This is a genomic window from Paraburkholderia sp. GAS82 (assembly GCF_050436285.1).
In the GTDB taxonomy this organism is placed as follows: domain Bacteria; phylum Pseudomonadota; class Gammaproteobacteria; order Burkholderiales; family Burkholderiaceae; genus Paraburkholderia; species Paraburkholderia phenazinium_B.
Genome location: NZ_JBNDLX010000001.1, coordinates 1,315,005 through 1,339,121, shown reverse-complemented (window position 1 = coordinate 1,339,121; position 24,117 = coordinate 1,315,005). Strand labels below are relative to the sequence as shown.

The window sequence follows — 24,117 nt, the reverse complement described above, 5'->3', positions numbered from 1 at the left end:
GGCCATGAATCGCGTCCCGCGCGGGAGCGCCAGGGGCGGACGGGAAACGCCGCATCGGTGGCTGACCGCCTTCATCGCGATGGCCGCGGGCGTGGCCATCGCGAATAACTACGCGCTCCAGCCGGCTCTTCCCGCTGTCGCACAGAGTTTCCACCTCCCGCTCACGGCCATGGGCATCGTCGCCGGCAGCATGCAGGCCGGCTACATGGCGGGTATCGTCCTGCTGGTTCCGCTTGGCGACAAGGTTTCTCCCGCGCGAATCGTCTCCTGGCAATTCGCGGTGCTGGCCATGGCGTTGATCGCGGCGGGGTACGCGCCGACATTGCCTGCGCTGACCATCGCGGGCTGCGTGATCGGCGCGATGGCAACCAACGCGGTTCACCTGGCCACAGTCGCGTTTCGCGCCTCGAAGCCGGAGTCGCGTGGCCGCGCGGTGGGAACGGTGGGGATGGGGATATCCGCGGGCATCCTGCTGAGCCGGTTTGTAGGCGGCCTGCTATCGCAGGCCACAAGCTGGCGCACGATGCTGATGCTGTTCGGGGTTGCATCGTTTCTGCTCGCTTGCCTCACGCATCGCCTGCTGTCCAGAGACGTGCAGCGCAGTGAACACGGTTACCTCGGTTTGCTCAGGTCGCTACCCTCGGTGCTATTCCGCTATCGGCTATTGCAGGAAGGCGTGATCGTTGGAGCATGCTGGTTTTTCGTTTTCAGCATGCTGTGGGTCACCCTCGTATTGGCCGTAGCCTGCGCGCCGCTCAATCTGAATACCGCTCAGGCGGGTATGTTCAGCTTTGCCGGCGTGCTGGGATTGTTTGCCACCCGCGCGGCAGGGCGTGCGGCGGACCGGTTCGGGTACCGGCCGGTCATAGCGTGCGGCTTCGCGTCGGTGCTCGCGGGCGTGGCGATATTGCTCGTCGCCCGTTCATCCATAGCGGGAACGGCAATCGGCCTGGTGCTCTTCGATGTCGGCTGCTTTTCCGCACAGGTGGCCAATCAGACCCGCTTGCTGGCGATCGATGTCAATGCACGCAGTCGCATCTATAGCGTGTACATGTTTTTCTATTACGCCGCTGGCGCGCTGGGCTCAGTGCTCGGGCCGTTGCTGTTCGCCCGTTACGGATGGGACCTGGTGTGCACGGTAGGCATCGCAATGTCAGCACTGGGTCTCGCGATCACCTGTGCTCATCATCTCGGCGGACGGCGACGCGGTGAACCGGCGCTCGAATAGCACGCTGCAGCGGCATGGCAGGGGCGAATCCGAAGCACAAATGACGTGGCCGCGCTACGCTCTGACTCGCTGGGCGTCAAAGCCGCCCTCCAATGATTTCATAAGCAGGTAAATCAGGCCAATGACGGGGAAGGGTGTGTCACGACTTGCGTTGCTCCGCTCGCCGGGTTTGTGTTTGTGTGGAGGCCCGGCAATGGGGCGAAGCCATGCCTGATTTCCAGCCTTGCGTAAGTGAGGAAAGGGAATCTCCAGGGCTGAAGTCGGCATCCTCCTGATCTGCGCATGGCTAATCACGCTCAATTCAAGGCATAGGAATGGGTTCGGCTATCGATGCTGACCTGACTAACTATTTGCATGCGCGCTGAACAGGCATTTCTTGCGCAAAAACGTTTCATTGTTTTACTGCGCCTTCTCCCTCTGTAAGCCCGACCCGCCCCGGTTGCCGCGCTCTCTCCGGATTTCATGTTTTCGGAGAGGATTCCCATGCGTAAGTGGTACGAGGAACAGCTACAACGTGTCGCCGGCCACGATATTTCCGACGAAGAGCTGGACAGAGAAATTACCGATAGCGCCAAGGCGCTCAGTTTCGACTTCTGGATGTTCGGGGTTCGCTTGCCGGTCCCCGTGTCGCGCCCGGCCATCGAGGTCCGCGGTAACTATCCGCCGTCGTGGCAATCGCGATACCGCACGCCTGGCTATGTCGAGATAGATCCGATATTGCGCCATTGCAAGGTGTCGTCGGTTCCGCTGATATGGACGGCTGAAGCGCCTTCGTCCGAGCGGCAATACTGGGACGAGGCCAAGGCGCACGGTATCCGCTACGGATGGTCGATGTCGCTGCGCAGTCAGTTCGGCGCCATCACGTGGTTCACGCTGGCGCGGGACACCCATCCGATTTACCCGGATGAACTGGCCGTCACGGAGTGTCCGATGATCTGGCTCGCGCACTTCGTCCACGCAAGCCTGGGCGCAAGGTTGTTGCCGGCCATGTTCACGGACGGCATGCCGCACCTTTCGTCCCGCGAGCGCGAGGTCATGGGTTGGACCGCCGAAGGAAAAACCGCGTCGGAAATCGGAGTGATTCTGGGCATCGCGGAGTCCACCTGCATTTTTCATATCACCAATGCCACGCGCAAGCTGGGTGCGGTCAGCAAGACGCATGCGGCCGTAAGAGCTGCTGTTCTCGGGCTCATCGGCTAGGCGCGGAGCGCCGGATCGCGTGGCATTGCGCTGCACCCCTCCCATTTCCTGGAGCTGCCGGGCTACGTGCGTTCGCGCTACTTTCTGCCTTGGGCTTCACTCGTCTCCGACACCAGATCGCAATGTACTTTCTCCAGCTCGCAATCATCATCCTGGCGTGTCATGCGTGCGGCTATCTGGCTGAGCGCGTCGGCCAATGCCGGGTGGTTGGCGAAATCACGGCGGGGCTTCTACTGGGACCTTCTGTCCTCGGGGCGCTCGACCCGGGTATCCATGACCTCATCTTCCCGGTGAGTTCGGCATCGAGCATGTCGCAGCTAGGCGAAGTGGGCATTGTCCTGCTCATGTTCGAGATCGGCATGCACCTTCACGCTCCGGAGCGGCGCGGCGCTGCCCGGTTGGGTGCCGGATTGCGCCTGCCCGGACTGATCGCGGCCCTGGGACTCGTGATGCCGTTTGTTCTCGGCGTGGCAGTGGCGCTCTGGTCGAAGGACGTCCTGGCGCCAGGCTTTCCGACCGTTCCGTATGTGCTGTTTTGCGGCGTTGCGCTGGGGGTGTCCGCGGTGCCGGTGATGGTGCGTATCGTTGTCGATCTTGGGCTCAATACGAATCCGCTGGCGAAGACGGCGCTCTCGGCCGCCATGCTGACCGATGTGGCGGGCTGGATGCTGCTGGCCGTGGTTGCGTCAATAGCACATGTGCACAACGGCGTGGGCGAGCTGACGCTTGCCCTCGGTGGCATTGCGCTGTACTCGATCGGGTGCGTGGTCATTACGCGTTACGCGGTTCAACCCATGCTGCTACGGGCGGCGCAACGCAACGATATGCAGGCCGTGTTCACCATCGTCACGTGCTTTGTCATGGTATCGGCCGGCATCACTGCCAGTCTGGGCTTTCACAGCGCCTTCGGCGCGCTGCTTCCCGGGATGCTCCTGCGCGACGTCCCAGCCGTGCGGGAACAATGGGACAGATGGTTCGGCGGCTTCCTTCGCACCATTCTGATGCCGGTCTTTTTCTCGTACGCGGGACTGCACACATCGATCTCCCTGATCGAAGGGGGCAACGCCTGGTTCTGGCTCTGCGTGTTCCTGGGGGCAGGATTTGCCGGGAAGTTCGGCGGCTCCTATCTTGCCGCGCGGATCTGCGGCCTCGCGCCGGGCGACGCGGCTTTCATCGGTTCGCTCATGAATGCGAGAGGCTTGATGGAACTCATCGTGCTCTCGATTGGACTGCAACTGGGAATTCTTCCGCCCAGGGTCTACACGATGCTGGTTCTGTTCGCTCTCGTCACCACTGCAATGACGACGCCCCTCGTGCGCCGACACATGCGGGCGGGAAATCAACCGTTGGCGGATCCGCAACTCTAGACGGTTGCGTGTCTTCAATCCAGTCTTCCTTTCCTGAAGGTAACCATGAACGTAAGCAGGCAAGAGATTGTCGAGCGTCTTCGCAACATCGTCGCAACCCGCCTTGACGTGGATATTTCCCCGGATCGGATCGGCCTGACCGATGGCTTTCTGTCCGTAGTCGGGATCGACTCCGTTGGCTTTATCGAACTTCGCTACCAGTGTGAGGAGGAGTTCGGAATCAGGATCGACGAGAACGATTTCGTGCCGGACAACTTCCTGAACTGTGACGTGCTGTCCGGATTTCTTCTGACGAAGCTGAGCGCGCTCTAGTCTCAAGCCGGAGACTCCAGTCTTAACAATTTGGATACCTATGCATATAGCGGACTTCGATCATCTGATTACCGAAACTTCGAGCGTCGCGTTGCCGGCAAGCGATGCGGCAGCCCCTGGCCAGCTAATTGCCGGATTGCGGGCACGTGCTCTGCCGGAAGGGGCCGCGGTGCTGATTTGCATGCCTAACGGCCGCAACCTGCTGAAGCTCTTCTTCGCGCTGGTGGCAGCAGGCTATGTGCCCGCGATGTTGCCGCCGGCCACACCCGTTCTGCGTCTGCGTCAGATGGCGGAAGACTTTGGCGCCGTTGCTGTCGTCAGGCCGCGGCTGGGTGAGGAGTTGTGCAAGGAACTGCACATTGAAGCGGTCAACCGGCAGGCGGGTTGGGAAGTCGGCTTCTTCCGCACGCTTGCGAAACCGGTCACCGAGCCGGGCGAAGTGATCCTGACCACCTCGGGCACCTCCTCGCACTTCAGCAGCGGTTGCGTGCACTCCTTCGACTCGCTCAGGGCCAATGCACGCAAACATGCGGCTGAGATCAACCTGGGTGCGACGGACACGATGCTGATCAATCTGCCGCTCTATTACTCGTTCGCGCTGGTTGCCCAGGCAATCGCGAGCATCGAGTGTGGTGCGAGGCTGGTTATCAGCGGGCCGCCGTTCATCGGTTCGCAGTACGTCGCGGATCTGGCGCGCCATCGGGTCACGGTGAGTTCCGTAACGCCGGTCCTGATGCGGACCTTGCTCGCGCATTCCGCTGCCGCGCTGCCGGAGACCGTCCGCGCGCTCACAGTGGGGGGCGACTTCCTTGCACCCGAGCAGGCGGCGGCCTTCGTCCAGCGTTATCCGGGCAAAGAACTTTACCTGACCTACGGCGTCACCGAAGCGGGGCCGCGCGTCTCGACCGGGCGCGCTCACGAGGCGAACGCAAAGCGGTTCGCTTCCGTCGGCCGTCCGATGCCCGGCACCCTCGTGCGCCTGCTCGACGTGGACGGACCGGCGCAGGAGGGCGAACTTCTCGTCCATTCGGACACGCTTCTGAAGCGGAAGATTGGCCGCAACGCCCTGAGTCCGCTGGTCGAAATGGATGGACAGACGTGGCTGAAAACCGGCGACATTTTCGAAATCGACGAGGACGGTCATCTCTTCTTCAAGCACCGGAAATCGGACTTCATCGTGCTGAACGACGAGAAGGTGAACCTGGCTGCGATCAAGCAGTTTTGCCGTGCGCTGCCAGGCGTGTTGACCTGCAAGACGCGATCGATCCGGCGTGCCGATACCGTCGACGGATATTTTCTTGAGATCACGGTGGACGATCTGCTGGTCGGGCCGGCCGAGGCCGATGCGATGAAGGCGGAGATCATGAAGGGGTTAAAGCATATCGAACGCCCAAGCAGTCTGACGCTGACACCGGTGAACCGCCAGCAGTACGAATTTTACAAATGAGGATGTGTACCGTGAACCGGGACATTGACGAGCTGACTCGCGCAATCATCGCGAGGTACGAGTTGAAAACCATCGAGGACGTGCTGCAGATTATTCCCCTGCACATGTGCCATATCACCCAGGAGCCGGAGGTTTTCAAAACCTGGCCGGCCAATCTTGTACGCCTGACCTATCCTCGCGTGGAATGGCCCGCGCATGAAGCGGTCTACGCGCGCTATCGGGACGAGGTGATTCCGTCGCTCTCCCTCGGTGACTATCTGAGCGCATTTATCGAACCGGACCGTCCGCGCCTGCCGTGTTTCTGCACCGAGATGAGCGATGTAGCGGGCACGCTCGTCAGCGCACTGCTCGCGCAACCGGTCTATGCGATCCGCAAGATCTACGTCAATTACCTGTATCTGCCACAACCCTGGCACTCCTTGAATGCGCTGGTGACTGGCGGACGGATTCGCTACTTCGATTCCTCCGCGTACCGGCAGGTCTTTGACAAGTCGCGCCGCAAATTCGTGCGGCCTGACCAACTTCCTGGCTTCGATAAAGCGGACGTGGAACCGCGCTTTCTGGTTAGCGATAACTGGCTGCAAAGCGAACCCTTCGCGCGGACGATTTCGCTGATGGGGGAGGCGATAAACGACAGTTTCTACCCGAACCCCATCGACAGCGACAAGCCGGACGAGTATCTACGCATCTACGGTCAGGCGAGGCGCACAGAACACGTGCCGCGTAATGATGCGAGCCTTGCCTGCATGCCGGCGCAAGGAGATGCGCCATGACCGAACTCGCGATCACAGGTGTGGCCTGGCACACCGCGTTGGGCCGCACGCTATCAGGCGTGTGGCAGCGGCTGCTCGACGGTGAGACTGGGATTGCGCCGTCCCCCTCGCCGCATGAACTGAAGAACGACCGGGTGGCGAAGATTGCGCTGGCAGACCGCGCCGACGCACGCGACACCCTCGAGCACCTCACCCGGCAAACCGTTGCTGCCGCGGCGGAGCATGCGCAACTGGATCTACCGCGTCAGGCGGCGCGCACATGGTTGATTGTAGGGACGAGCTTCGGCGCGCGGCTTGACGACCCGCTTGCCGCCGCTGAACCGCTCGAGCGCTGGGTGCAGGAGATCGCCGACGGATTCGGACTCGAAGCGGTTGCGTTGTCCACTGCCTGCTCCTCCGGATCGGATGCTCTTCTGCTTGGCGCCGAGCTGATCCGCGCTGGACTTGCCGACCGCTGCATTTGCGGTGGCGCAGACGTGCTGGGAGACTCCAAGCGCCTCGCGCATTCTGCGTTGGGCACCATGTCGTCGACCACGTTGCGCAGCTTCGATCACCGTCACGATGGCACGATTCTCGGCGAGGGCGTTGGCTTTCTGGTCCTCGAACGGCGCGGCGATCGTCCGGTGCGGCCGCTCGCGATCCTGCGCGGCGCAGGCTCATCCAACGATGCAGCGGGTTTGACCGCGCCCGACAAAGACGGCAACGGCATCAGGCTCGCCATCGAGCGGTCGCTGAAAAACGCCGGGCTACGCTACGAGGATATTGGTGTGTTGAATGCGCATGGCTCAGGAACCCTGACCAACGACCGGATCGAGAGCGCCGCATATCTCGCGTTGTTTGGCCACTCGCGGCCCGCGATTTTTGCAACGAAGGGAGCGTTTGGCCATTCGCTCGGGGCAACTGGCGCGCTCGAGGCGATCGCGTTGATTCTCGCCCTGCAGCAACAGGTGATACCCCCCATACACGGACTGGAAGAACCCATCGCGGGTTTCTCGCTGCCCATGCCGATGGGCCGTCCTGGATCGATCAGCACGGCCTATGGACTCAGTCTTACGATCGGCTTTGGCGGCTTCAACACCAGTCTGATTTTTCAGGGGGCAGCGGCATGACAGGCGAGACCCTGGCATGGGCGCGCGGTTACACCATCGTCGACAGCTGCGAACGTAGGAGCATGGCTTACGAGCAACTCGATCCTGAAATCGGGAACGGTCTCAGGAACGCTGATCCGACGGTATGGCCCGTGCTCGACTCGGTCGCAGCGCTGTACCGCGCGAACCGTGCCAGGCTTGAGCCGCATAGGGACCACGTCGGCATGATCCACTGCGGCAGCGCCTATCCGAAAACCACCGCGCAGCGCGTGATAGCCGATATGAGCCGCAACGGCCGGGTGTCGCCCGCGGCGTTCATCAACGCGAACGCTGGCGCCGCGCTTTCGATCTGTTGCACCCGCTTCGGCTTTCGCGGACCCACCATGAACCTTACGATGCCGGCCGCCAGCGCACGGCCGCTAGTCGACGTGCTCGCCGCGCGATGGCTGGGGCAGGGCAACGCACGCTATCTGATCCTTGTCGCAGCCGATTTCGGGGCGGCAGCGGACATCCAGGTGACCGGCATGTTGATCAGAAGGCTTGACCTCGGCTGAAGCGAGGGGGCGAACATACTTTTCCACATTACCAGATTTAAAGCCTATATATAGGAATGCAAACTATGGATTACGATCATGACGTTGCCATCATCGGTTCTGGCATTTCGGGTTCGATGCTTGCCGCGATTCTCGCCAAAAACGGCGTGAACGTCGTCGTGCTGGACGCGGGTACGCATCCGCGCTTCGCGGTCGGCGAGTCGATGGTGCCGGAAAGCGCCGTGCTGCTTGAACTGATGGCGGAGCGTTTTGGCATTCCCGAGCTGGCCTATCCGGGCAACATTGCCGAGATCAACCGGCATATCGGCTCCTCGGCGGCGGGTGTCAAACTGGCCTTCAGCTTCGCATGGAACGGCTTTCGCAAGGAACACGATATCGCCGATGTGGTGTCGACTCCGGTGCTCGCGCCGGAAGCCCACCTGTTTCGTCAGGATATCGATGCGTACTATGTCGCGCTTGCGGCCCGTCTCGGCGCGGTTATCAGGCAGCAGGCACGTATCCAGTCCATTGACGTCGCAGGGGAGGGCGTCACGCTGACACTTGCCGACGGTCAGCGCCTGCACACACGCTTCGTAGTCGACGCGGCGGGTTTCCGCGCGCCGCTCGCCGATGCGTTGCAACTGCGCGAAGGCGCCCGGCCGATGCAGGCAAACACGCGCTCGCTGTTCACGCATATGGTCAACGTCGACCTTTACGAGGATGTGATCGCACCGATCGAGACACACGGTTCGCCGACTGCGTTGTCACAGACTACGCTGCATCACATGTTCGACTGCGGCTGGCTGTGGATCATCCCATTCAACAATCAGCCGTTCAGCACCAATCCGCTGTGCAGTGTCGGACTGCAGTTCGATATCGACAGGCACGGCCCCGCGAGCCGCGATCCGGAACGCGAATTCCAGCAATTTCTGGCCGACCATCCATCGGTGGCCAAACACTTCAAGAATGCATCAAGGGTTCGGGAATGGACCGTTGCACCGCGCCTGAACTACACGAGTCGCGAGACGGTGGGCGACCGGTATTGCCTGCTCGGACATGCCGTGGGATTCGTCGATCCGCTGTTCTCGCGAGGACTGGTCAACACATTCGAATCGATCGCGCGACTGGCACCGACTCTGCTGAAATCGCTCCAGGCGGACCGCTGGCAGCGCGAAGACCTGTTGCCGCTCGAACGCTACAGCCTCGAAGTCGTACGCATCAACGACCGCCTCGTTGCCAACTCGTACACCGCGTTCCGGACGTTTCCGCTATGGAATGCATGGTTCCGCCTCTGGCTGAGCGGCAGCTATATCGGCGTGCTGCGTTTGCGCCGGATTCTTGCCGACTATCTGGCTGATCGGGATAACGAAGCATTGGACGCGGCGTTTGATAACGCGACCTATCCGGGTCACCTGTCGATTGAAAGCCACCGCTACGAGCGGATGTTCGACGCCGCGTGCTCGGCGATGGAACGCTTCAAGCGCGGCGAGACCGGTGAAGCGCAAACGATAGCCACGTTACACCGTTTGTATGTGGAGAACCGCGAGCACCTGCCGCTCGACTTCTCGGACTTTGCCAACCGTTACGTCTCGCGACCGACGGCTGAATTTGCGAAGTCGCTACTGGACTGGGCCAACCACGCACCCGACGGCCTCGCGGCGAAGCTCGCGCGTGGTCCGAACGCGCGGCCGTTCGAGTTCCTCGACCGCTATCGCTACGGCGACCGGTTAGCGCTTGCCGCGCGTGCCGACGAACGTCTCGCAGAAATCCGGGCGAGCCTATGAGCGTCACCAACGAAACGCTGCTCAGCCGCCGGCAGGCTGCGGTTGCGCGCGGCGTCAACCAGGCACATCCCATTTTCGCGGCGCGGGCGTTAAATGACCGCATCTGGGATATCGACGGTAACGAGTACATCGATTTTACGAGCGGCATTGCCGTGCTCAATACGGGGCATCTTCACCCGGATGTGGTCGAAGCGGTCCAGCGGCAATTGGGCCATTTCGTTCACACCTGTTTCGCTGTGCTGCCGTACGAGTCCTATGTTGCGGTATGTGAGCGGATCAATGCGCTGGCTCCGGGCGATGGCCTTAAAAAGACTGCCTTGTTCAGCACGGGTTCCGAAGCCGTTGAAAGTGCGGTCAAGATCGCCCGCGCACATACGAGGCGCAGCGGTGTGATTGCCTTTACCGGCGCCTATCATGGCCGCACGCTAATGGCCCTGGCAATGACCGGCAAGGTGGCACCCTACGCGTCAGGAATGGGCCTCATGCCGGGCCATGTCTACCGCGCGCTGTATCCGGACGCGCTGAACAACATCGACGTCGACGCGGCGCTTGGCAGTATTGAACGCATCTTCAGAAACGACGCTGCCCCCGAAGACATTGCCGCGATCATCTTCGAACCGGTGCAGGGCGAGGGCGGAATACAGGTGGCCCCGCCTGGATTCGTCGCGAAGTTGCGTGCGTTGTGCGACCGTGAAGGGATTGTGCTCATTGCCGACGAGGTGCAAAGCGGTGCCGGCCGCACGGGTACCTTTTTCGCGGTTGAGCAGATGGGAGCGACGCCGGACCTTTTGGTGTTCGGTAAATCGGTGGCCGGCGGATTACCGCTCGCGGGCGTGACGGGCCACGCCAGTGTGATGGACACCGTGGGGCCCGGTGGCCTGGGCGGGACCTACGCCGGTAACCCGCTGGCCTGTGCGGCCGCGCTGGCGGTACTCGACGTCATGGAGCGGGAGCACATCCTGGCGCGCGCCCGTCAGGTTGGCGAGATCACGCGCACGGAGCTGCTGGCGATGCAGCAACGCTATCCGTCGATTGCAGACGTGCGAGGACTCGGGGCGCTGATCGGCGTCGAGTTGCGCACGCCCGACGGGCAGCCGGCAAAAGACCTCACCAGCAAGCTTGTGATGTCGGCGCGCGATGAGGGACTGCTGTTGCTCGCGGGCGGGACACACGGCAACGTCCTGCGTATGCTGGCACCGCTGACGGTCGAGCTGCGGACGCTGGAAGCGGGGCTGCGCATTCTCGACCGGTGCTTTTCGACGCTGTGCCGACCGGAGCCTGGACGCCATGACTGACCTCTCCAGACTCCTCAACGGCCATCGCTCGATCCGGCGTTACAAGCAGGACCCGATTGCGCGTGAACTGATCGACGCGGTATGTGCCGACGCAATGGCTGGGGCTTCGTCGTCCGGGAATCTGAACAACGTCTCGCTGGTTTTGACACAGGATGCACAGCGCAGACAGCAGTTATACGAGCTGCATGCACGACAGCCGATGATCCTGCAGGCTCCCTTGCTGGTGACCTTTGTTGCGGACTGCTACAGGACGCGGCGCTGGCTCGCGCGAGGTGCGGCACGCGACAATTTCAACAACCTGATGGGCTATCACATTGCGCTATGCGACGCGATGATCGTGGCGCAGAACGTCTGTCTGGGATTCGAGGCTCGCGGCCTGGGTGTCTGCTACATGGGCTCGACGCTATCCGCGATGAGCGGCATCGCGGCGGCCCTGAATCTCCCGGATACCTGCGTGCCGGCGGCGACGATTGTCGCCGGGTATCCGGACGAAAATCCCGACAAACGTGACCGGTTGCCGATGTCCGCGCTGGTTCACGAAGAGTTTTACCGCGACCCGAGCGACGCGGAAATCGATGCGAGCTATGCCGAACGCGAGCAGCGCGCCTGGCCGCGGCACATGTCCAGTGCGGTCGCGCGGTCGAAGCTCGAACTGCATGGGATCACGTCGATGGCGCAGTTGTACTCAAGTCCACTGAAATACGACCCGGAGGTCTTCCACTCCGATTCGCGACGGTTGCGGGAATTTCTGGAGTCGAAGCATTTCATCACCTGAAAGCCGTTGCGTTTTGCGTTGCAGGCGCTGGGTACGCAAGGCGGGCGAGTGATAAAGTCAATGCCCTCAAGACTGCAAGATGGGAGCAAGACCGATGAAAGTTCTATGCACTGCGCTGCTCGCCACTGTGGCGCTAACGGCGCACGCCGCCGAGCCCGCACCTAACCAGCAATGGCGCGCGATCCCGGCGTCGCTCCATGACGTCATCATGAACGGCTATAAGCTCGTCTCGGCGTTCGACACGCCCGCACAACAGTCATCGAGGACCGTGCGCACCTACGTGCTGCAGAAGGACGACAGCCTCGTCCAATGCACCGAATCCCACGACGGCGCCGTTGGCGAATTCAGATGCTCCGAAATCGTCCAGCCCTATCTGGCATCCCTGCAGGGCAAGAAGTAGGATTTGCCGGCCCAGGAGCGGATGGTCGGAACGGGAACGTGAGGGAAAAACACATTGTCACGAGATCAGTGAACTTCACGTCCAAACAGGTCATCCACGATTTTCCGCGCAGCGCTATAGCCTCCCATAAGGGCGCTGACTTCGGTATCAAACGGGCGTCCGCCAGCCTCACCGAATCGGAGAGGCGAAAAAATCGCAACTGCCGTTCCTGCCTGAAAGACCCTGACTACCGCGACGTACCCAGAACGCCCTGCCAGTCGTGTGATCGGCGGTAAGCTGAATTGCGACTCGACAGATACCTGAAGAGTGAACCCTTGATATTCATACGTTCGCATCATGAACCGTTCCGCCATTACTTTTCGTGACGACACTCGCGCACGCCTGGCATCGCTCCCAGCCGCGTACAGATCGCAGTGAACTCGGGCGATGACGCGCGAGACAGGGCAATCTGCACATCGTCGAGCTCCGGGTCGTCTTCGGACTGCTGAACAATGAACTGCTTGACCCGGACGCTTCCAGTTCCAAGTGCGCGATGCAGACTGTCCAGAGAAACGCTTCCGCGCTCGGCCAGTAGCTGGATGTTGCGCTGTTGCCGCACGGAGATAAAGCGACGCTCCAGCGGCTTCATCCCGGCAAGGATGATCAGGATAATGACTGTCGCGCCGATAGCTGCGGTGTACATGCCTCCGCCCACGGCGAGTCCGATTCCTGCAACCGACCAGAGACTGGCCGCGGTTGTGAGACCGCGCACAACCTCGCCGCGCAGCAGGATCGATCCGGCGCCGAGAAAACCGATGCCTGATACCACCTGGGCTGCGACCCGCGAAGGATCCAGTACAACGTTCTTTTGAGTCAGCGCGTCTGCGAAGCCGAACGCGGACACGAGCATCATCAACGACGCGCCGACGCATACCAGCATGTGTGTACGCAAACCCGCGGCCCAGTTCAGCCTTTCTCGCTCAAAACCAATGACACTGCCCAGCAGGGCCGCCATAAGCAGGCGAGACAGGATTTCGAAATTGCCTATCACAATGAAGTCCGCAAAACGTTAAGTCGCGCCGAATGGTTGCCGCGGAGCGGCTGGACAGCCTCGCAGCTACGCGCTAGCGGCAGCTTTGCTATCGAGGTCGACGGCGGGGACCGATATTGTGACATTTTTGTGACTGACGAGCAGCCGGACAATTTCTCTGGTCGGCACGCTAGTGACGACGTTGGACACCTGTTTGGGCCGAATCCAGCGGCACCGGGAGATCTCATTGCTCGCTGCGGGCGTGAGGTTCGTCGGCAGGTCCACGAGGAACACGTGATGTCTTTTGGTTAGACCGCCAAACTGGAACAGAAACGAGAAGTCATCGATCCCGAGGGCGGTCTCTTCCAATAGCTCTCTTCGCGCCGCCTCGACTGGCGACTCGGAGCGCCGGATCGTGCCACCCGGCAGCGACCAGCGCGACCGGCCGCGAGTCACGAGGAGGATTTTGTCGTGTTGCCTGCACACCACGGTCGCTCTTTCTTTCATCGTCACCTGATCTTCGTTCCGGTGCTATCTTTGAAGCGGATGGCGCGGCATTCCGCTCCATGGGGTTCGACGGCTGCCACGTTGACTCGATATGAAAGTGAAGTTGCCGGAACCAGAAGGCTGACGTGAAGTTCATCCTTCAGGAGCCAGCCTGCCTTCTGTTCCCGACGTTATTGTGACGGGGAGAAAATTCAATGAAAACCCGCTCGTCATTCGAGATCTGCCTGCCGCTGGTTGTGTTTGGAGTGGCATGCCTTGCGTCCCTCCCGACGCTGATTCTTTCGCTGCTCTGGCTAACACTTGGCGCCTGCTCGGTCGGCCACCGCTCGCTGGAAGAATTTCCTGCTGACGGAATCCCACGACATTGGCTTCACGGGCCCCGCAGCATAATCCTCTGGCTCTACCACCTGGCATGGTGGCCGTGGTACATGCGATCGGAATTGCAACAACTCGGCGGTTCCATTGCGAATGCACTCAGCAAGATGCGACACCATGGGCGTAACGGCACGACGGAGACGTCCTCAAAACGACGGACTCACGACGAAGAAGGATAACGGCCCGCGGCACCACCCGTAGGGGCGTCCTCGCCAAAGCCCATGAGTCACTCTCACAGACCGGCCTGCCCGGATTGCCCGGAACTCTGCCCAGCCATCGATGTGATCCATTCTTCAAAGGCTACGACTGCGCCGTCCGTGGCGCGATCGGCGTTGATCACAAGCGCGTAGTCGGCGGCGCGCCATGTTGGCGCTGCAATCGGGCACACGAGGCGCCCCGCTGCAATCTCGCGTCCGATCAGCGGCAGCGATGCCAGTGTGACACCCAGACCCTCCACGGCTGCGGCAAGCTGGAGGTGTACGTGCTCGAATTCGACATGACGGGCCGTCCGCAGGTCGGGCGCGCTTGCCTCCCGAAGCCAGTGCGACCAGGCTGTGCGCGTACTGGCGGAATGCAGCAGGGTGTGATGGCGCAGATCGGTCACGTCCACTATGGGGTGCTGGCGCAGCAGTGCAGGGCTGCAGGCGGGCAGACGCAAGTCGGCCATCAGCGTGCGCGACACGACGCCAGCGCCTTGTTCGGGTCCGGAGCGAACGCCGATGTCGAAGGCGTCGCCGATATAGCGCAACTTGCGCGATGTGGTGGACACGCGCACATCAATGTCGGGGTAACGTGCCTGGAAGCCGGCCAGACGCGGCAGCAGCCAGCACAGTGCGAAACTCGCCGGCACGTTCACACGCACGATGCCCGATACCCGGCGCGCAAATTCTTCGTGGCGCAACCGCGCCGCCACGGTGCCCAGGCGCTCGAACGCGGTGCTCACTTCGCTCAGCAGCGCGGCGCCTTCATCGGTAAGCACAACGCCGCGTGGACGGCGCTCGAACAGCGGCAAGCCGAACCAGTCTTCCAGCAGCCTGATCTGCTTTCCGACGGCCCAGTGCGTGACATGCAAATCGGCTGCGGCGCCGGCGAAGCTGCCGTGCCGGGCTACCGCTTCGAAATTGCGCAACGCGTTAAGTGGCGGCAGGTTGTCCCAGCCCTTCGCAGTGGCGCTGTCTCTACCCATGACGTGACTTTTTCTCTCCATTGACGCGATATTAGCTCAATTGAAGTACATCGTCGCCCCGTCATAAAATTGCCACATGGAGCCTGAACACCCAACGGCGACGGGCCTTTCCGGTTCGCCTTGTGACAAGAGGATTGATATGCGCCTGCCCGATTTTTCCCCGTCGCTTACACAGCAGACCGACTCAGCGGGTCGACAGGTCGCCCCGTCACGCTCGCGCGTGCTGTGGCTCTCCTGCGTCGCGCACGCGATGCACGATGGCTACACAGACATGATCTATGCGTTGCTGCCCGTGTGGCAGGCGGACTTTGGTCTTGATTTTGCCGCCCTGGCGATCCTGCGCGGTATTTATGCCGGCACCATGGCTACCCTCCAACTGCCTGCCGGGCGCCTCGCGCAGTGGCTGGGCAGCCGTGCCACGCTGGCCCTCGGTACTTTGCTGGCTGCGCTCGGCTATGCAGTCGCCGGGATGTCAGGCGGCCTGCTTGGTCTGTGCGTGGCTTTGGCGATTTCGGGCAGCGGTTCGAGCACGCAACACCCGATCGCTTCGGGCGCCGTCTCCCGTACCTACGGGCGCAACGCCCGAGGACCTCTGAGCATCTACAATTTTTCCGGAGACGTTGGTAAATCCGCACTGCCGGCCGCCATCTCGCTGCTCGTGACCATGATGCCGTGGCGTCACGCGTTGTGGATTGTGTCCGCATTGGGCTGCGTAATTGCCGCGGTCATCGCGCTATTTTTCCCGTCTGTCCCGCGCGCTGCGCCGGTGGACGTAGAGGCGCCCGATCACCGTCGCAGCACCGCGGGAAGCGGTTTTTCCCTGCTGTTCGCGATTGGTGTGCTCGATACGGCCGTGCGCATGGGGCTGCTCACCTTTTTGCCGTTCTTGCTCAAGGCAAAAGGCGTCTCGCTGCCGATGGTGGGGACTGCGCTAGCGCTGGTGTTTATTGGCGGTGCGGCCGGCAAGTTCGCTTGTGGCTGGCTTGGAGCACGCATGGGCGTGATAGGCACGGTGCTGGTCACCGAGGGCGGTACAGCAGCCTGCATCGTCGCCGTGATGTTTCTCCCACTGGCGCTCACCATGGTGCTGCTGCCGCTTCTGGGCGTGATGCTCAACGGCACTTCCTCGGTGCTCTATGGAACAGTTCCGGAAATGGCGGCCCCCGAACGTACTGAGCGTGCATTCGCGTTGTTTTACACGGGCACGATAGCGTCGGGTGCCATTTCGCCGGTTATCTACGGTTTTCTTGGCGACCGGATCGGCGTACACGGCGCCACTTTTGCCACGGCCCTGACCGCGTTGGCGATCTTTCCGCTGGCGCTCGCACTGCGCCCGCATCTGGCTGTCGAGGAAAGACGGTGAGTGCAGCTCGTGAAGCTGGCGACGCGTAAAGCCCGCGCCGCGAACAGCAATCGACCACCGCTTGCTCCTACGCCTCCCGCTTGCTGCGCCCATACAGGAGCAGCATTGCTGCGATCACCACGCCGTAGATAATCTGCCGTCCCGCCTCTGGCATCTGCGCGACCGAGAGGATCGACTGCAGCAGCGTGATGAGGATCGCGCCGGCGACCGTGCCGAGGTACGAACCGCGGCCGCCCAGAATCGACGTGCCTCCAAGCACGACCGCCGCGATCGCCGGCAACAGGTAAGCATCGCCCATCGACTGCGCCGCTTTCGATGCATAACCCGCGAGCAGCACGCCGCCGAACGCGGCAAATCCGCTGCACACGGCGAAAGCGGCCACTGTCACGAGCCGCGTATTGATGCCTGAAAGATACGCCGCGCGTTCCGTATTGCCGATCGCGTACAGCGTGCGGCCAAAGGTGGTGCGCGACAGCAGGAATATCGTGGCGGCGCCGATCAGCACCCACAGCGCCACGGCATTCGGCACGCCGGGCACAAGCCAGCCCGCCGCGAGCCATCGCATCGCGTGCGGCGCGGAATCCTGTGGCGACGATCCCCCCGTGTAGACGATCATGATGCCTTGCGCGACCGCATTGGTTGCGAGCGTCGCGATCATGGACGGAATGCGCAGCAGCGCGACAAGGATGCCGTTGACGATGCCGATCAGCACGCCGCAACCGATCCCAACCGGAATCGCGAGGATGCCCCCGAGTTGGCCATGTCCCGCGACGGCGCACGCCATCATCGCGCCGACCGTGATCGTCCAAGGCAGCGACAGGTCGATGTGGCCGAGAAGTATCACCATCATCAGGCCGGTCGCGATGATGCCGAGGAACGCGCCCACCTTCAGCTGCAGCAGAATGTATTCCGGCGACATGAAGCTGCGCGAATACATCCCGCCGACAAGCAGCAGCGCGACGATGCACGCGAACGCGATGACGATCGGACGATCGACTTTGCGCGTGAGCCTCGACAGGAACGTGGTCCGGCTGCTTGCGGAAACGTCGCTCATTGAAACCACTCCAGACGGTTGCGCACCCTGAATAGCCCGCATGCTCCGATCGCGACAGCGAGCAGCAGAATCACACCCTGAAAGAGCGGCTGCCAGAGCGCATCGACGTTGAACACGAACAGCAGGTCGCCGATGGAGCGGAATGCAAATGCGCCGAAGATCGCGCCGATCGCGCTGCCTTTGCCGCCGAGCAGCGACACGCCGCCGATGACCACGGCGGCGATCGAGAACAACGCATAGGAGTTGGCACTGCCGAGGCTCGCTTCTCCCGTGTCCGTGAAGAACGTCAGAAAGAGGCCGCCGATCGCGGCGAGGAGGCCAGCCAGCGTATAGCTCGCGAACTTCGCGCGCTGGATCGGCATGCCGGACAGAAAAGCCGCGGACTCGGACGAGCCGGTCGCGTACGCCGCGCGCCCGATTACCGAGCGTTTGAAAGGAATCCAGACGATCACCACAGTCGCGAGCAGAATCAGCAGGCTCGCCGGCACGCCGCCGGTGACCTTGCCGGTCAGTGCGTCGGCGAGGTCCTCGTTGATCGATCCGCCGGGAACCGGGCGCAGCAGTAGCGCCAGCCCATAATAGACGGCGCCCGTCGCGATCGTCGTCACGATCGGCTGCAGACGGCCGAAAATGATGATGATGCCGTTGAGCGCGCCGCACAGCGCGCCGACCGCAAGCACGCCGACGATGCCGAGCGCGCTGTGCAGCGCATCGCCGGTGACGATCCACGATCCGACGCAATTCGTCAGCACGAGTGTCATGCCGATCGACAGGTCGATGCCGGCGGTCAGCACGACCAGCGCCTGGCCCATCGACACCAGCGCCAGCAGTACCGCCTTGTTCGCTGCCGTCTGAAAGACATTGGACGACAACGTCGATGGATAGTTGAAGAGATAGATCGCGAACATCAGCACGAACAGGCCGAACGCGAACGTCGTCCCGCGATTTTCCGCATACCAGTAACGCAGCCCGCTCATAGCGCGACTCCCGTGGAAGGCGAAACCTGGCCGACGGGCAGGTCCAGTGCACTTGCAATCAGGTTCTGCTCCGTGATCTCCGGCCCGACAAGTTCCTTCTTGATCCTGCCTTCGTAGAGAACGAGCACGCGATCGCAGCAGCCGATCAGCTCGTCATAGTCGGTCGAATAGAAAACGATCGCGGCGCCTTCGTCGGCGAGACGCCTGAGCAATTGATAGATCTCCTGCTTGGTGCCGACGTCGATGCCGCGCGTCGGATCGCTGAGCAGCAGGATTCTTGGCTGCCGGATCAGCCACTTCGCGATGACTACCTTCTGCTGATTGCCGCCCGACAGCGAACCCACAGCCGCATCGACGCTGAACGACTTGATTGCGAGGAGCTCCATCATCCGGTCGACGAACGACTGCTGGCGATCGCGATCGATCACGCCTGCGGTGGACATGCGATCGAGCGCGGCAAACGACAGGTTCTCGCGCACCGACATCGGCAGCATTAGCCCTTCGGTTTTGCGGTCCTCCGGAATCAGCGCCATACCGATCTGGTTGGCGCGCGCGACCACGGGGCTCGTGATCGACACGGCGTCGCCGTCGATCTCGATCTTGCCCGTGCAGCCGCGCAACACGCCGAATAGGGCGAGCAGCAGTTCGCGCTGACCTTGTCCGTCGAGGCCGCCGAGCCCGAGAATTTCACCGGGCTTCAGCGAAAAGCTGATGCCTTGCAGCGTGTCGTTCCACGCGAGATCGCTACAGGCGAGAACCGGTTCGGCGGCGAGGCGCCGCCCGGGCTCGTCCGCGGGTTTATCCGGGAAGGCGTGCTGATATTTCCGGCCAATCATCATTTCGACAACGTCATTGTCGGTACGCGTGCCCGCCTCGAAGCTCATCACATGACGGCCGTTGCGATACACCGTGCATTCGTCCGCGAGGGCCTTCACCTCGTGCATCCGGTGCGAGATGAAGAGTATCGCGAGTCCCTCGTCGCGCAGACGTTTGAGCACTTCAATGACACGCGCCACGTCGGCCGCGGTCAGGGCCGACGTGGCCTCGTCGAGGATCAGGATACGCGGCTCGTGCGCCAGCCCCTTCGCGAGCTCGACCATCTGCTGGCGTGACAGCGGCAGGTCGCGGACTTTGGCGAGCGGATTGATGTCGGCCGCGCCTGCGCGGGCGAGCGCTTCCTCGGCCTGGCGACGCTGGGTCCGGCGGTCGATCATGCCGAAGCGTCGCGGCGGATTCGAAGCGAAGATATTGTCCGCCACGCTCAGATCAGGGATCAGCGAGAGCTCCTGATACACGCAGACGATGCCGGCTGCGTTCGCCTCGGAGGGCGACGCGAAGGAGACCTGACGACCGTCGAGGTGCATGGTTCCCTCGTCAGGTTGCACGACGCCGGACATCACCTTCAGCAGCGTGGACTTGCCCGCGCCGTTCTCGCCGAGGACCGCATGGATGCGGCCGCTCCTCACCGCGAGATCCGCGCTATCCAGCGCGACGGCGCCGCCGTAGCTTTTCGACACGCCGGACATCTGAAAGAACGGCTGCTCCTCGTCCTGCCGCATGCTTGGTCTCCGATCCCATACAAGATGGTTGCCGTCACGTCACAGCACCAACCCGATCACTGGTTGCCCTGGCTCTGCTTCATGATTTCCTGCGCCGAGAAATTGATGCCGCAAGTCGGAAATGAGTTGCCGACGAAGAAGTTATCGGACTCATCCGGGAAATAGTTGACACCTGCCTTCAGTTTCGAATCGTCGGTGACGTCGAGCGGCAGCTTGATCGCGACCGGAATCGTCTGGCCGTCCAGCGCAGCGAGCGCCGTCTTGATCGCCACGGCCACCTGCGCGGGACCGCTACCCGCCGACGTGCACTTCAGGCCCTGGCTCCCATACTGCGCACAGAGCTTGCGAAAGCCGTTCTCCGTTTCGCCGCCGAACGGCACGAAAGGATGCTTCGCGTCGAGCATCGCGCGCACGACACCGGTGTCGCCGCCTTGCGCGGAGATGCCATCGAAATGGCCCTGCACGGCAATCGCGTCGGCCACGGCCTTCTGTGCGACGCCATCGTCCCACTTGCCGTAGACCTGGACAACGTTCCACTTCTTGCCGGTTGCGTTCAACGTATTCTGAAAGCCATTGTGCCGGTCGGTATCGACCGATGTGCCCGCCACCCCGCGAATCTCGAGCACCTTGCCTCCGTTCGACACATGGGAGGCCAGCCAGTTGGCCCACAGTACGCCGAGCCCATACTGGTCGACGTCGACGTTGATCGCGTCCTCGCTGTCGAGCGTATTGTCGAACGCGATCAGTACGACGCCAGCCTTCTTCGCGCGACGGATCGCGGGTCCGAACGAGGCCGGATTCTGCGCGTCGACGATGATCGCGTCATAGCCGGCATCGATGAAGTTGTTGACGGCCGAGATCTGCGCCGGCACATCTTCGCCGGTCGAGACGACCTTGAATTCCTTGAGCCTGGCGGCGACGGCTGGTTGCGCCGTGTAGGCCTTGGCTGTCTTGATCATCTGGATGCGCCAGGTGTTCGCGATATAGCCGTTCACCAGCGCGATCCGGTAGGGCCCGCTCTTCTTCGGATATTTGACGAACTTCGTGTCGCTCTTCCATGGGACCATGCATGTGGGATCGCTGGGCGGCCCGGGAACGATCGATGCCTGCGCGAAAGCCGTGCTTGCGCATAGCGCCAGTGTCGCGGTCGCCGCCGCTCGAAGCACCTGGATTCCTGAAAGCATGTTGTCTCCTGTCTGTTGGATTGAACTTACCGATTGCCAGCGCACATGGCTTGTCGGGAATGACCGGCACGGTGTGCGTATCGCAGGGAATCTTGCGGACGTGCTGCAGCGGGACTGAATCGGACTCGCCGATCAACGGAATGACCTCTTCAAAGACGTCTCCTCCAGGCAAAACGAAGGATGCGCCTACGCTCCCTATTCGACAGTACTGGCATACCAATCCGCGCGCGATAGTGGTTTACCAGTGCGCACGACGCACCACCCGATCGGGCTGAAACCCGCGCCGGTCATGCGCTTGACGGCCGAAGCCTGCGGCACGAAGACACGGCGTGACATGAAATTGGTGTACCATTTTGGCGAACTTTAGCCGCCACCAGACGGCTTCGACGATTTCGGGAATCCTGGATGGCCGACCTTTCGCATACGCCACCCGGCCGCGCCGCCGACGCGGACGCGGCCGACCGTTCCTATGTCGGGCTGGCAAAACAGATCTACGATCTGATCGAGGGCGGCGACGTCGGGCCGCGTGCCCGCCTGCCTTCCGAGCGCACGCTTGCCGGGCGTTTCGGCGTGAGCCGCACGCAGGTGAGGGAAGCGATCATCGCGCTGGAAGTGCAAGGTGTGGTCGAGGTGCGTGTAGGCTCGGGCATCTATGTGGCCGAAGCACCCGAGGCGCGCTCAGTCTCATTCGAACTACCGCGTGGACCAGGCCCGATCGAGACGCTGCGCGCGCGGGTGGTGATCGAAAGCGAGATCGCGGCGCTCGCCGCGACCGAACGCAAGGATTCGGACCTCGACCGGATCTTCGCCGCCTTACGCGCGATGCGCGAAAACATGGACGACAAGGCCGCGAACGAAGCAGCCGATCGCGAGTTCCATCTCTCGATAGCGCGGGCGACGGGAAACGAAGTGCTCCGCCTCGTGGTCACCGCGATGTGGGACAACTCCCGGGCCGACCCGCTGTGGAAAAAGATCGAGGAGCACTTCCATACGCCCGCGTTGCGGGTAGCTTCACAGGAAGACCATCAGCGCATCTTTTCGGCCATCATGGCGCGCGATGCGACCGCTGCGCGCACGGCAATGCAGGCGCATCTCGCGCGCGTGATCGGAGAATTCACGAAGGCCTGGCGTTAGACCGATTTTCCCATTCCAGCCGGCGCGGCGGAGTGGCTCGTGTTACAGCCTCACAGCGTCAGACGAGCACTTGCGGAGTGCAAGAATCGCGGGCATGGCCGCGAGCGAATCGATCAGACCATCGCATTCCAGGGCCGCCGGGCCGTCCGGTCCGGCATAGCCATAGGTCACAATGAACACCGGCAGGCCGGCCGCTCGCGCGGCAATTACGTCGACCGGAGAATCGCCGACCAACACGCTGTTTTCAGGCGCCACGTCGAGCAACCGGCACGCGTGCCACAACGGTTCGGGATCGGGCTTCATTCTGGCGATTGAGTCCCCGGCAACCAGCACGTCGAGATAGCGGGCGAGCCCGGTCGTGAGCAGGAGCCGCGCGGCCAGTTCCTGCGGCTTGTTGGTGACGCAGGCAAGCCGGTATCCAAGCCGCTGCAGTTCACCAAGACCGGCGGCCACGTGGGGAAAAACATGGCCGAGGCGTCCATTGGTCCGCACATAGTGGCGATGGAACACGTTCAGGGCATGGTCCGCGTCGACTCGCCGATCCAGCCCAGCCGCTTCCAGCGAGCGTCGAACCAGGTTGGGCACGCCCTTGCCGATAAAGCCGCTGACCGTCGCGAACGGCAACGGCGCCGTAGCGAATTCGTGGAGCATGCGGTTGACCGCCTCGACGATGTCCGGCGCGGTGTCGACCATCGTGCCGTCCAGATCGACCAGCACGGCGCTGGGGCGCATGCCGGTCACGAAAGACTTCCGCTGCGCACTCATGCCAGCTCGGTAAGCGCGTGGCGATGCCACTGACGCAAGGTGGCCAGGTCGACCCAGCCGGCCGGTTCATCCGGCACAGACGAAGGAACCGGCGCATGGGGCTCGCCCAGGTGAGGCAGCACGGCCAACGCGCCGTCGAAGTCATCCCGCGACGTGTACGCGGTCGGCGTCACGACCGTCGGGACACCGGCTGCGCGTGCCGCGCGCAGCCCATTCGCGGAGTCCTCGAAGGCAACGCAGTCCGCGCCTTTCAGCCCGAGTTGCCGAAGCACGTCGAAGTAGACGTCGGGCGAGGGCTTCTTCGTGCGGGTCGTGCCTGCATCGCAAATGGCGGCAAAGCGGGTGCGCCATGCAGGGCCGAACGGCGCTTGCAGCAGGGCGTCGAGGTTTGCTGGTGTAGTGGTGGTTGCGATTGCCACGGGAAGGGCGGCGGCCTGCGCCTCGCCAATCAGACGCGCAATGCCAGGCCGCAAGGGCAACCCGCCATCCCGCACGCGCGCTGCGTAATGACGGGTCTTGATTGCATGCACGGCGTCGATCACCTCGCTCACGCGCATGCCGTCCGCTTCTTCCGGATCGGCGACGTGCCAGTAACGCAGCAGGCGCTCCTTGCCGCCCGCCACCTTGAGAAGACGCGTATAGAGCGCCTCGTCCCAGAACCAGTCGAGACCGGCTTCGGCGAATGCGGCATTGAAGGCCTGCAGATGGACGGTCTCGGTATCGGCAAGCGTGCCGTCGACGTCGAAGATCAAGGCGTGCATGGTCCGGTCCTCTCGCTGGTTCACGCAGTCACGATAGCGGA

23 protein-coding genes are annotated in these 24,117 nt (G+C 62.4%); 14 read left to right on the top strand and 9 right to left on the bottom strand.

All coding sequences use genetic code 11. The annotated features are described in order from the left end of the window. The first annotated feature begins 4 nt into the window (after positions 1-4). The 12 genes from P3T17_RS05880 to P3T17_RS05825 all read left to right on the top strand — a co-directional run bounded on the left by P3T17_RS05880 (position 5) and on the right by P3T17_RS05825 (position 12,202). Positions 5-1,228 carry an MFS transporter gene (locus P3T17_RS05880; RefSeq protein WP_429405269.1) on the top strand — a complete coding sequence of 408 codons (1,224 nt, stop codon included), beginning with the start codon at positions 5-7 and terminating at the stop codon, positions 1,226-1,228. Positions 1,229-1,711: 483 nt separating this feature from the next. Continuing rightward, a complete protein-coding gene (locus P3T17_RS05875) occupies positions 1,712-2,428 on the top strand; it encodes an autoinducer binding domain-containing protein (RefSeq protein WP_429405268.1) in 717 nt (238 codons plus the stop codon). Positions 2,429-2,550: 122 nt separating this feature from the next. After that, on the top strand, positions 2,551-3,795 hold the full coding sequence (locus tag P3T17_RS05870) for a cation:proton antiporter (RefSeq protein WP_429405266.1): 1,245 nt from the start codon (positions 2,551-2,553) through the stop codon (positions 3,793-3,795). Positions 3,796-3,840: 45 nt separating this feature from the next. Next, positions 3,841-4,107, top strand: coding sequence for an acyl carrier protein (locus tag P3T17_RS05865; RefSeq protein WP_074264738.1), 267 nt, complete (start codon positions 3,841-3,843; stop codon positions 4,105-4,107). Between the two features lie 40 nt (positions 4,108-4,147). Continuing rightward, the gene (locus P3T17_RS05860) at positions 4,148-5,554 is read left to right on the top strand and encodes a class I adenylate-forming enzyme family protein (RefSeq protein ID WP_429405264.1); all 1,407 of its coding nucleotides are present in this window, start codon (positions 4,148-4,150) and stop codon (positions 5,552-5,554) included. A gap of 11 nt (positions 5,555-5,565) precedes the next feature. After that, entirely contained in the window at positions 5,566-6,327 is a 762-nt protein-coding gene (locus tag P3T17_RS05855; RefSeq protein WP_429405263.1) for a hypothetical protein, read from the top strand. Further along, entirely contained in the window at positions 6,324-7,436 is a 1,113-nt protein-coding gene (locus P3T17_RS05850) for a beta-ketoacyl synthase N-terminal-like domain-containing protein (RefSeq protein WP_429405261.1), read from the top strand. The genes P3T17_RS05855 and P3T17_RS05850 overlap by 4 nt, the downstream gene beginning before the upstream one ends. After that, the gene (locus tag P3T17_RS05845; protein ID WP_429405260.1) at positions 7,433-7,969 is read left to right on the top strand and encodes a hypothetical protein; all 537 of its coding nucleotides are present in this window, start codon (positions 7,433-7,435) and stop codon (positions 7,967-7,969) included. The genes P3T17_RS05850 and P3T17_RS05845 overlap by 4 nt, the downstream gene beginning before the upstream one ends. Before the next feature lie 65 nt (positions 7,970-8,034). Continuing rightward, positions 8,035-9,732, top strand: coding sequence for an NAD(P)/FAD-dependent oxidoreductase (locus P3T17_RS05840; RefSeq protein ID WP_429405258.1), 1,698 nt, complete (start codon positions 8,035-8,037; stop codon positions 9,730-9,732). Then, positions 9,729-11,027 carry a 4-aminobutyrate--2-oxoglutarate transaminase gene (gabT, locus tag P3T17_RS05835; RefSeq protein WP_429405256.1) on the top strand — a complete coding sequence of 433 codons (1,299 nt, stop codon included), beginning with the start codon at positions 9,729-9,731 and terminating at the stop codon, positions 11,025-11,027. The genes P3T17_RS05840 and gabT overlap by 4 nt, the downstream gene beginning before the upstream one ends. Next, positions 11,020-11,802, top strand: coding sequence for a nitroreductase family protein (locus P3T17_RS05830; RefSeq protein ID WP_429405254.1), 783 nt, complete (start codon positions 11,020-11,022; stop codon positions 11,800-11,802). The genes gabT and P3T17_RS05830 overlap by 8 nt, the downstream gene beginning before the upstream one ends. Before the next feature lie 94 nt (positions 11,803-11,896). Further along, complete coding sequence (locus P3T17_RS05825) at positions 11,897-12,202, top strand: hypothetical protein (protein WP_429288433.1); 306 nt, start codon at positions 11,897-11,899, stop codon at positions 12,200-12,202. Between the two features lie 352 nt (positions 12,203-12,554). Here P3T17_RS05825 and P3T17_RS05820 read toward each other — a convergent pair whose 3' ends face one another. The 3 genes from P3T17_RS05820 to P3T17_RS05810 all read right to left on the bottom strand — a co-directional run bounded on the left by P3T17_RS05820 (position 12,555) and on the right by P3T17_RS05810 (position 15,300). After that, positions 12,555-13,196, bottom strand: a complete 642-nt coding sequence (locus P3T17_RS05820; RefSeq protein ID WP_254368905.1) for an MgtC/SapB family protein — start codon at positions 13,194-13,196, stop codon at positions 12,555-12,557. A gap of 102 nt (positions 13,197-13,298) precedes the next feature. Then, entirely contained in the window at positions 13,299-13,718 is a 420-nt protein-coding gene (locus tag P3T17_RS05815) for an NUDIX hydrolase (RefSeq protein WP_429405535.1), read from the bottom strand. Positions 13,719-14,325: 607 nt separating this feature from the next. Further along, positions 14,326-15,300: a LysR substrate-binding domain-containing protein gene (locus tag P3T17_RS05810; RefSeq protein ID WP_429405252.1), complete on the bottom strand. Its 975-nt coding sequence runs from the start codon at positions 15,298-15,300 to the stop codon at positions 14,326-14,328. A 118-nt stretch (positions 15,301-15,418) separates the two neighbouring features. Here P3T17_RS05810 and P3T17_RS05805 point away from each other — a divergent pair, with 118 nt between their 5' ends. After that, the gene (locus P3T17_RS05805) at positions 15,419-16,642 is read left to right on the top strand and encodes an MFS transporter (protein WP_429405250.1); all 1,224 of its coding nucleotides are present in this window, start codon (positions 15,419-15,421) and stop codon (positions 16,640-16,642) included. 67 nt (positions 16,643-16,709) lie between these two features. Here the strand turns inward: P3T17_RS05805 and P3T17_RS05800 are convergent, their stop codons facing one another. From P3T17_RS05800 to P3T17_RS05785, 4 genes are read right to left on the bottom strand one after another with little or no spacing between them, the layout of a single operon-like run. Next, positions 16,710-17,696, bottom strand: a complete 987-nt coding sequence (locus P3T17_RS05800; protein WP_429405249.1) for an ABC transporter permease — start codon at positions 17,694-17,696, stop codon at positions 16,710-16,712. Then, entirely contained in the window at positions 17,693-18,673 is a 981-nt protein-coding gene (locus tag P3T17_RS05795) for an ABC transporter permease (RefSeq protein ID WP_429405247.1), read from the bottom strand. Before P3T17_RS05795 ends, P3T17_RS05800 begins: the two co-directional genes overlap by 4 nt. Next, positions 18,670-20,232: a sugar ABC transporter ATP-binding protein gene (locus P3T17_RS05790; protein WP_429405245.1), complete on the bottom strand. Its 1,563-nt coding sequence runs from the start codon at positions 20,230-20,232 to the stop codon at positions 18,670-18,672. Before P3T17_RS05790 ends, P3T17_RS05795 begins: the two co-directional genes overlap by 4 nt. 56 nt (positions 20,233-20,288) lie before the next feature. Further along, positions 20,289-21,416: a sugar ABC transporter substrate-binding protein gene (locus P3T17_RS05785; RefSeq protein WP_429288427.1), complete on the bottom strand. Its 1,128-nt coding sequence runs from the start codon at positions 21,414-21,416 to the stop codon at positions 20,289-20,291. A 405-nt stretch (positions 21,417-21,821) separates the two neighbouring features. Here P3T17_RS05785 and P3T17_RS05780 point away from each other — a divergent pair, with 405 nt between their 5' ends. Then, positions 21,822-22,550 carry a FadR/GntR family transcriptional regulator gene (locus P3T17_RS05780; RefSeq protein WP_429405244.1) on the top strand — a complete coding sequence of 243 codons (729 nt, stop codon included), beginning with the start codon at positions 21,822-21,824 and terminating at the stop codon, positions 22,548-22,550. A 42-nt stretch (positions 22,551-22,592) separates the two neighbouring features. Here the strand turns inward: P3T17_RS05780 and gph are convergent, their stop codons facing one another. Then, positions 22,593-23,315 carry a phosphoglycolate phosphatase gene (gene gph / locus P3T17_RS05775; protein WP_429405243.1) on the bottom strand — a complete coding sequence of 241 codons (723 nt, stop codon included), beginning with the start codon at positions 23,313-23,315 and terminating at the stop codon, positions 22,593-22,595. Then, positions 23,312-24,076 (bottom strand): HAD family hydrolase, encoded by a 765-nt coding sequence (locus P3T17_RS05770; RefSeq protein WP_429405241.1) that lies wholly within the window; start codon positions 24,074-24,076, stop codon positions 23,312-23,314. The genes gph and P3T17_RS05770 overlap by 4 nt, the downstream gene beginning before the upstream one ends. Positions 24,077-24,117 lie beyond the last annotated feature (41 nt).